Source organism: Streptomyces sp. NPDC005195, assembly GCF_040608315.1.
Classification (GTDB): Bacteria; Actinomycetota; Actinomycetes; order Streptomycetales; family Streptomycetaceae; genus Streptomyces; species Streptomyces kaempferi.
On the sequence record NZ_JBEXHZ010000113.1, the window covers coordinates 1 to 7629 of the forward strand.

6 protein-coding genes are annotated in these 7629 nt (G+C 64.6%); 1 reads left to right on the plus strand and 5 read right to left on the minus strand.

From position 1 onward, the window contains the following. Window positions 1-61: 61 nt before the first annotated feature. From ABZV34_RS35870 to ABZV34_RS35885, 4 genes are read right to left on the minus strand one after another with little or no spacing between them, the layout of a single operon-like run. Complete coding sequence (locus tag ABZV34_RS35870) at window positions 62-1972, minus strand: hypothetical protein (RefSeq protein ID WP_356286354.1); 1911 nt, start codon at window positions 1970-1972, stop codon at window positions 62-64. A 59-nt stretch (window positions 1973-2031) separates the two neighbouring features. After that, on the minus strand, window positions 2032-2976 hold the full coding sequence (locus ABZV34_RS35875; protein WP_356286357.1) for a carbohydrate ABC transporter permease: 945 nt from the start codon (window positions 2974-2976) through the stop codon (window positions 2032-2034). After that, window positions 2966-3883 (minus strand): sugar ABC transporter permease, encoded by a 918-nt coding sequence (locus ABZV34_RS35880; protein WP_356286360.1) that lies wholly within the window; start codon window positions 3881-3883, stop codon window positions 2966-2968. The genes ABZV34_RS35875 and ABZV34_RS35880 overlap by 11 nt, the downstream gene beginning before the upstream one ends. After that, window positions 3880-5241, minus strand: a complete 1362-nt coding sequence (locus ABZV34_RS35885) for an ABC transporter substrate-binding protein (protein WP_356286363.1) — start codon at window positions 5239-5241, stop codon at window positions 3880-3882. The genes ABZV34_RS35880 and ABZV34_RS35885 overlap by 4 nt, the downstream gene beginning before the upstream one ends. A gap of 424 nt (window positions 5242-5665) precedes the next feature. On the opposite strand from ABZV34_RS35885, the gene ABZV34_RS35890 reads away from it, so the two are divergent. Beyond that, the gene (locus ABZV34_RS35890) at window positions 5666-6412 is read left to right on the plus strand and encodes an FCD domain-containing protein (protein ID WP_356286369.1); all 747 of its coding nucleotides are present in this window, start codon (window positions 5666-5668) and stop codon (window positions 6410-6412) included. A gap of 342 nt (window positions 6413-6754) precedes the next feature. Here ABZV34_RS35890 and ABZV34_RS35895 read toward each other — a convergent pair whose 3' ends face one another. Then, on the minus strand, window positions 6755-6928 hold the full coding sequence (locus tag ABZV34_RS35895) for a hypothetical protein (RefSeq protein WP_356286366.1): 174 nt from the start codon (window positions 6926-6928) through the stop codon (window positions 6755-6757). Window positions 6929-7629 lie beyond the last annotated feature (701 nt).

Genomic DNA, 7629 nt, shown 5'->3' on the forward strand with positions numbered 1-7629 from the left:
GCCTTTTTTTATATTTTTATAAATATCTTATCACGACCTTCAAAAAAATAAAAACCACGGCCTAGGTGTCGAACGGTGTCCGGTAGGACGGCGTGTGCGTGCGCAGGCCGATCCGGAGAGTGAGGCGCATCCTGCTGGATCGGGGGAGGTCCACCTGAAGCCAGGGTCCCTCTATGTCCTCCGATGCAGAGGTCACTTCAGGGGGGCGGTGGCCGTAGTCGTACAGGTCACCAACCCAGGACGGGTCCTCGCAGAGAGTGTGTGTCACGGCCTGGATGCTGTGTTCAGCGAATGCCCCTGCCTGTACGATCACCGAACGCGTGTCAAGTGCGTCGAGGTTGACCAGTTCCACGACGGTCGCTTGCGGGTCGATGCTGGTGACCAGGGCGGCGACGGAGGGAGGAAGCCCGGGACGCCGGGCGGCGGCGTCGTAGTAGCGGACTCGCGCCTGTTGCAAGCCCCCGTTGTATACCACCTGGGGTCCGCCCCATGTCAGTTGCACCAGGGCCTCGGTAACCACGGGATTCGACTGCTGCCACAGATGGATGTCAGCTTCGGGCACCCTTTGGCCGCGGTAGAGCTCCATACGGGTCAGACGATGGCGTACCTGGGCCTGGGCGGCGGCCAGCATGTCTTCCGGATAGTCAGGGTTGTCGCCGGAGAGGAAGGCGAGCCAGGGCTCTTCATGTCCGGCTTCCTCCTTACTGCGGAACGCTCGTACCGTACGCCAGTCGTGGCCGCTGAGAGCACGCAGTCGTTCGAGGCGGTCGCGGTCCTCGGGGGAGGCGCTGTGGTGCCACAGAGCGGTCGGGACCGCCATCAGCATGGGGTTGTAGTCGAACCAGCCCTGGTCGGCGTATCGGAAGGGGACGTGCAATGTGGGAGTGTTCACGTCTTCGCCCAACTGGGCCACCCACTTCGAGCGGATGCTGGAGTCGGCTTCGGTGAAGGACATGGTCTTACCCCGGGCGATGATTTCGTCCAGGGTGGGGCGTACCAGGTCCAGGAAGGCGTCGTCGCCGGTGGCGGTGGCCCCTGCCAGGGCGGCGACGATCGCAGCGTGCCCCACGCTGTACCAACCATGAGGCCAGGACCAGCCGTAGTGCCCTCCGTACCACCGTCCCTCCAGCAGTCCTCCCACGAAGCCGTCGGGAGCGACGTTGTCGGGCAGGATGCCGCCGTTGGCGGTGGAACGGTCGCGCCATGCCCCTACGTACTCGGCGATCCAGTCACGGTAGCGGTGCTCGCCGGAGAGGATCAGCGCGTTGAGGACGAGTCCCGAAGCGGCGAGGTTGACGGCGGTGTCTCCTGTGCCCATTCTGCGGCGCATCTCTTCGCCGAGTCGGGGATCTCGGTCACGGGATGGCTCCCCGGCATCCGCCGGCATTGTCCATTCCAGCGGATAGCCGTACATCTGGGCTTCCTTGGCGAGCCACGGATAGCTCCCGCCGTCGAATAGTCCCTGGCGGTGCGGGTCGCTGCCGTTGTGGGGGCGCCGGATGACGTGGTGCTCCGGGTCGTAGTTGCCGTGCTGCGGATCGACGTAGAGTTCCGCGAAACGCAGCGCCCGCTGTTTCCAACGTTCGGGAGCGGCCATGCACAGGAAATACAGCAGCAGCAGGCTTTCGCCCTGGTGAAACCAGTCGTAGCCGCGCTCGTATTCGTCCTTGAGCATGCCCAGCTCGGTCAGCTGACGGGTGACCCCTTCCCAATGTCGCTCCGACTCCTCCAAGAGATCGTCGGCGCCGCCGAGCAGGTAGAGCTGTGGCCAGTTGAAAAAGACTTCGTAGAAGTCGTCCACGCCGTCGCGTGAGGTGAGCCGACCACGGTAGTCCAGGCGCCCGTCGGGGCGGGTGAAGTCGTGGGCGAACCGGCGCCAGGCATGATCCAGGAGATCGAACAGCTGGCGCTGCGCGATAGCCCAGCCGGGTGGTTCGAGCAGTGGCACCGAAGCCGTGACGACGGGATGCATCCGGAGAACTCCATTTCACGGCAGAGGTATGCGCGCGGGGCCGAAACGGCGCGGCGAGGTTAGTCTTTCGTCGCGCCGGTGAGCATGCCGGTGACGAGGAAACGTTGGGCGAAGAGGAAGACAGCGAGCACAGGTGTGATCGCCAGCAGCGTGGCCAGAGCCAGTTCGGGTCGGTGAACCGCCAGGGAGCCGACCGTCGGGTTGAACTGTGGGACGTCGTTGAGCAGGGTCCCGAGGCCCACCTGTACGGGGAGCTGGTCGCTCTGAGGCAGCATGACGTAGGGAAGGTAGTAGTTGGTCCAGTTGGCGACGAAGCTGAAGAAGCCGACCAGGGCTACGACGGGGGCTGCCAGGGGAAGGGCGACCCGGCGGAAGACGCCGAACTCTGTGCAGCCGTCCAGCCGCGCCGCGTCCAGCAGTTCCCGCGGGAGGGCGGTGCCGAAGTAGATGTAGGTGAGATATGCACCGAACGGATAGAACGCGTAGGGCAGGATGATCGACCACATCGAGCCGATCAGGTGGACGGCGTTGACCTCCAAGAACAACGGCACCACAAGTGTGGCATTCGGCATCAGCATCACCACGAGGGTGGCTACCAGCAGCGTGTGGCGTCCCCGGAACTCGGTCATTGCCAGCGCGTAGCCAGCGGGGACCGTCACGCACACGGTGATTACCAGAGCAAGGAACGAGTACAGCGCGGAATTGCGCAGCCACATGAAGATGGCATTGTCCTGGTAGGCCATCAGCGACTCCCAGTTGGCGCGTAGCGCGTGCCAGGAGCCGAACGACAGCGGATGACTGTGCACCAGCTGGCCGTCGGTCTTCGTTGCGGCCAGTAGGAGCCAGAGCACTGGGAGCACGAAGAAGACCAGGAACAGGACGAGGGCGAGCGCGGGAAGCGGGTTGAGCTTGCGGTGTGAGATACGCGGAGTGTTCGCGCGCGGAGCTGGCGGTGCTCCCGGTGCCGCGGCGGGGGATCCGGGCCGGCGGGCGTCAGTCTGCATCGAAGAACCCCGATCTGGCGACGAACACTCCCGCCACGACCAGTCCGACCAGCAACAGTTCCACGGAGATGGCTGCGGCGCTGTTGATGTCATTGTTCTGGAAGGCGAAATCGTAGGAGAGCTGGTTGAGCGAGTAGTCTCGTCCGGCCATTCCGACACTGGCCTGTGATAGGAGTTGGGGTTCGACGAAAAGCTGGGTGCCCCCGGCGAAGGCGAGGATCATCATGTAGACGATCCACTTGCGCAGCAGCGGTATCTGCACTTGCCATGCGGTCTGCCAGGCTCCCGCGCCATCGATCCGTGCGGCCTCGAGGATGTCTGGGGAGATGTTGTTGAGTGCCCCGTACATGACGACGATCCAGCCGCCGGCTCCGGTCCAGAAGGCGACGAGGGCGAACAGGATGGGCAGGTGCGCGGGGGCGATGACCTCCGCGAAGGTGCCAAATCCGAGAGCACGCAGCAGGGAGCCGACCGGGCTGACCGTGGGGTCGAGCACGAAGAGCCAGACCATGACGCTTGCCGCCCCTGCCAGGGCGCCGGGGATGTAGTACAGGAAGCGCAGCGCCTTGCTCACTCCGCGTGCTGCCAGGCGGTGCAGCAGCAGCGCGAGGCCGACGACGAGCACGACCAGCGATGTCAGCCAGAAGAGCAGGTAGAGCGCCACATGTCCGATGGCCGGGGCGAACCGGAAGTCCTGGGCTGCGGTAAGGAAGTTCGACAGGCCCGCGAAGTGGCCGCCCGCGTCGCTGAAGGCGAAGTAGACCGCGTAGGCGGTCGGTACCACGCCGAAGGCGATCAGGAGTACCAGGTAGGCGGCGACGAAGCCGTAGCCGGCGGGTACGGGACCCGGCGTGGGGCGCGCGGTGGGTGCCCGGTCCCGTGGGTCTTGCGTGGATGACCTGGTCACTCGCTCACCTTGTACCCGTCGGCGCGAGCGTAGTTCACGATTGCGCTCTTCCAGGCCGGCAGTAGCGAGGTGATGCTCTTGCCGGCGGTTAGACCCGGGGTGACAGTGGCGGCCCAGATGGACTCCTGGCTGAACTGGCCGTAGCCCCACCCGGGCCACACCTGGTCTGCGGCTGTCTGTAGGGGACCGGTGATGTCGGTGGCGTAGTACCCGGCGGACTTCTGATTCGCCAGCCAGGTCTTGGCCACCGGGGCGTACGCAGGATAACCGGGTGCGATCTTGCCCTGGTAGTCGTCCGCGGTGGTCACCCAGGTCAGGAATTGGGTGGCGGCCTTGAGATTCGAGCTGTGTGCGGACAGCAGCCAGGTGCCGCCACCGACGTTGCCGACCGAAGACTTGGCATCGCCGGACCACTGAGGCATGGGCGCTGCCGCGATCTGGCGGGCAGGGGTCTTGAAGGCTTCCTGGAACAGTGCTCCTCCGTACCAGGAGGGGCCGGGGAGCAGGAGAATCTTGTGTGCGGCGTTCTTGCTGAAGTCTGAGCTGAATACGCTGCTCAGGGAGAGCGTTTTGTTCTTGATCAGACTGTCCAGGAGCGAGGCCATGCGCTTGCAGTTCGCGTCGGTGGTGTTGACGGTGACTGCCTTCGGGCCGGTGATCTGGTTGGCGCCGCACTTGCCCGCCCACAGATAGATCTCCGGCGTGAAGGCGTCGCCCGCGGATCCGACGAGATATCCGGGGTGTTCTGTGGCGACTCTCTTGCCCAGGGCCTCGTACTGTGGCCAGGTCGTAGGGACCTGATAGCCCCACTTCTTCATGAGGCCGGCGTTGTACCAGAGCACGGTCTGGGCCAGATCGTTGCGCAGGCAGTGGACGGTGCCGTCCACGGTGCACGGGGCGTTGGCCCCGGTGGCCCATTTTGCCAAGGTCGACTTGGGGATCAGGCCCTTGTTCAGGGGGGCGGTGAAGCCGGCTTGTACTGCCCAGCTGGCCTCGTTGTTCTGCGAGCTGAAGACGACGTCCGGCCAGCCGTGACGGGTGCGGTTGAACAAACTGACTTTGGTCCGCAGGTAATTGGACCCGTTGGCGTCTCCGTCGTAGGTGACGATCTTCATCTTCACCGAGGGGTATTGCTTCTGGTACAGCTTGGCGGCTGCCAGGCGGGAAGAGTCCACCCACACTGTCAACGGCCCACCCGTCTGCTTGACCGGTCTGAAACCGCTGGGAGGGCTGGTCGATCCGCTCCCGCAGGCGACTACGGTCGCCAGGACGAGCGCGCTGCCTGCGGCCATGAGGCCCGTGCGCCTGCTGTTTCTGCCTGTTGCCCTTATGCCGATCGCGCGGCCCTTCGCTGTCATGAGCGACTCCACAAGATTGTCGTGCTCGCGTGTCCTGAGTCGGCGGCGAGCAGGAGATGGATCCGCCCTTGGTGATCGCGACCGGTGGGATCGTCAGCGGCGGAGGGGACAACGAGTCCTGCTGAGCGGCGGCTGGTGCGAGCGCCGTTGGTCACACATAAGAGACGCGGTAGGCGGCATGCGTCAACGTATTAGCATACTTATTTTCAAGATCTTTCAAAAATCGCCCCACTTATGTCATCAATGACCTTTATTATTAGTATTTGTCTGTCCTCTCGACCAAAAAATGAGTAGTACTTATCCAGTCACTGAAGGTTGACAGGTGTATGCTCTTCCGGAGATCAACGGTCCGTGTACCCCGGTTGTGACCCATGTCGAAGGAGGCCAGTCGTTGGACGGCAGCTCCGAACTGCCGGCAAACGGGATGCCGGTTCCGCAACAACAGGCCGAGCGGTCGGTGAGTGCGTACAGACCCGGCTATGAGGTCGTAGCCGAGCAAATCCTGGAACTCATCGTCGAGTTGCGACTCCAGCCCGGTGACCGGATGCCCACGGAGAACGACCTTGCCTCACGGCTGGGTACCAGCCGGACCGTTGTACGGGAGGCCGTGAAGATTCTTTCTGCGCTAGGGCGGGTGCGTGCGCAGAAAGGCCGCGGACTCTACGTCGCCGACGACGAAGGCATGTTGGGGTCTTCACGCTGGGGAGGCTTCTTCCTGCCGACCGACCTCGATCACGTCTACATGCTCTTCGAGTTTCGAAGGGTCCAGGAGGTCACGGCCAGCCAGCTGGCCGCCACCCGGGCGACACCGACCGAGCTGCGCGCCATCGAAGCTGCTGTCGAGGCATGCAGGGAAGGGCATCTGACGCAACAGTGGGACCTGTTCGACCGTGGGGACGACGCCTTCCATCTCAGCATTGCCACCGCGTCACACAACACTTTCCTCGTGGAGGCGGTGCGTGAGGCCCGACGTTTGCAGCGCCAGTCGAGCACCATAGGACTGCACGGCACCGTCGGCGGTCATGCCGAGGAAGCGGTCGCCGAGCACGCCGCAATCTACCGAGCCATCCGGGACGGTGACGCCGAGGCCGCGGCCCGTGCCGCCACCACCCACCTGGACAACACACTCGATGACTATCGTCGTGAAATCCAACGCCGGGTGTTCGGCTGACGCTGTGCGACGAAGCTCCCAGGGTGCACGTTCATCGCCAGCCCTCCGTGAAGGTGACCTGCCGAAACGTAGCGGTCGTTCGTGACGGTTCCGGCGACTTTCCCTCAATGGGTGGCACCCTCCCGCGCGATGTAGCCGACTGACTCCTTGGGTCGGCACCCCGTTTGCTGTGCCAGCCGCTCGGGCAGGAGGTGCATGCCAGGGCGTCCGTGCGGAACTTTCCGGTGCTGGTGGGCACTTCGGTCGAACACGCGACGGCGAGCATGTGGCCGACCCCGTGCTTTTCAAGCGCGGACCGCAGCTCAGGGTTGCCGCCGTAGACCTGGGCCGCCGCGACCCAGCTCACGCGATGCCGGCGTCCAGGAATCGGCCGATCATGCGGGCGGGCAGCTCCGGTTTGGTGGCGAAGGCGGCGTCCTTGGCCAAGCCGCAGGCCGGCGTCCGTGCGGGGCCGCACAGCACTGCATCCTCGATGCTCAGTTGCCCCAGGATGAACCTACACACGTCATCACGCACGCCGTGGCATCCCACCCGGCCCGGCCGAGTCGGTGCTGCATGCCGTCCGGACTCGCCTCCCCGGTCCACTCGGTGATCGACCAGCAGTTCTTGCGTGGCGGGACTGGCAGCAGCCCCAGCACCAAGTCCGGTACCTGGGCTCCCCTCGCGCGAACCGGCCCGCAATTCGAGGCCCCTGTGTGGACGGGATGACCGGAAGTTCTGGTGCTGGGGCGTTCTTGTGGTCGGGGGAGGAGTGCTCGGGCAGGAGATCTGCGCCCAGGGGTACGCCCTGGCTGCGGCTGACCCCGTGGTCGCGGGCCAGGACGGTGTCCGGTCCCGGGAGGAGAACGAGAAGTGCCCTCAGTACGCAGCGGACGCCGGCTGGCGCCGAGGTGGTGAAGGTTTCACCGACGGCCAGGTGGCGCAATGGGACACTTGCGTGGGCAGCGACCAGTCGATCACTTGCGGGGGCTATCCCTACCGAGCACATGCGGCTCAGCTCCACGACCGATACGCCTGCTAGGGCCTGTGTGATGTCGTGATCATTCGGTGGTCTTGATGAGGTCGTCGATCCAGATCATTGCGGCGCGGAGGTGGAGGCCGGCGAGGTAGCTGTCCGGGGTCTTGTCGTAGCGGGTGGCGATGCCGCGCCAGGCCTTCAGCTTGTTGATGAGGCGTTCGACGGTGTTGCGTTCCTTGTAGAGGTCGGCGTCGTGGCT

What these genes read in the sequence shown, in the direction of transcription:
- ABZV34_RS35890 (WP_356286369.1), top strand. Translation starts at nt 5,666, where the DNA reads ATGCCGGTTCCGCAACAACAGGCCGAGCGGTCGGTGAGTGCGTACAGA.
- ABZV34_RS35870 (WP_356286354.1), bottom strand. Translation starts at nt 1,972, where the DNA reads ATGCATCCCGTCGTCACGGCTTCGGTGCCACTGCTCGAACCACCCGGC.
- ABZV34_RS35885 (WP_356286363.1), bottom strand. Translation starts at nt 5,241, where the DNA reads ATGACAGCGAAGGGCCGCGCGATCGGCATAAGGGCAACAGGCAGAAAC.
- ABZV34_RS35875 (WP_356286357.1), bottom strand. Translation starts at nt 2,976, where the DNA reads ATGCAGACTGACGCCCGCCGGCCCGGATCCCCCGCCGCGGCACCGGGA.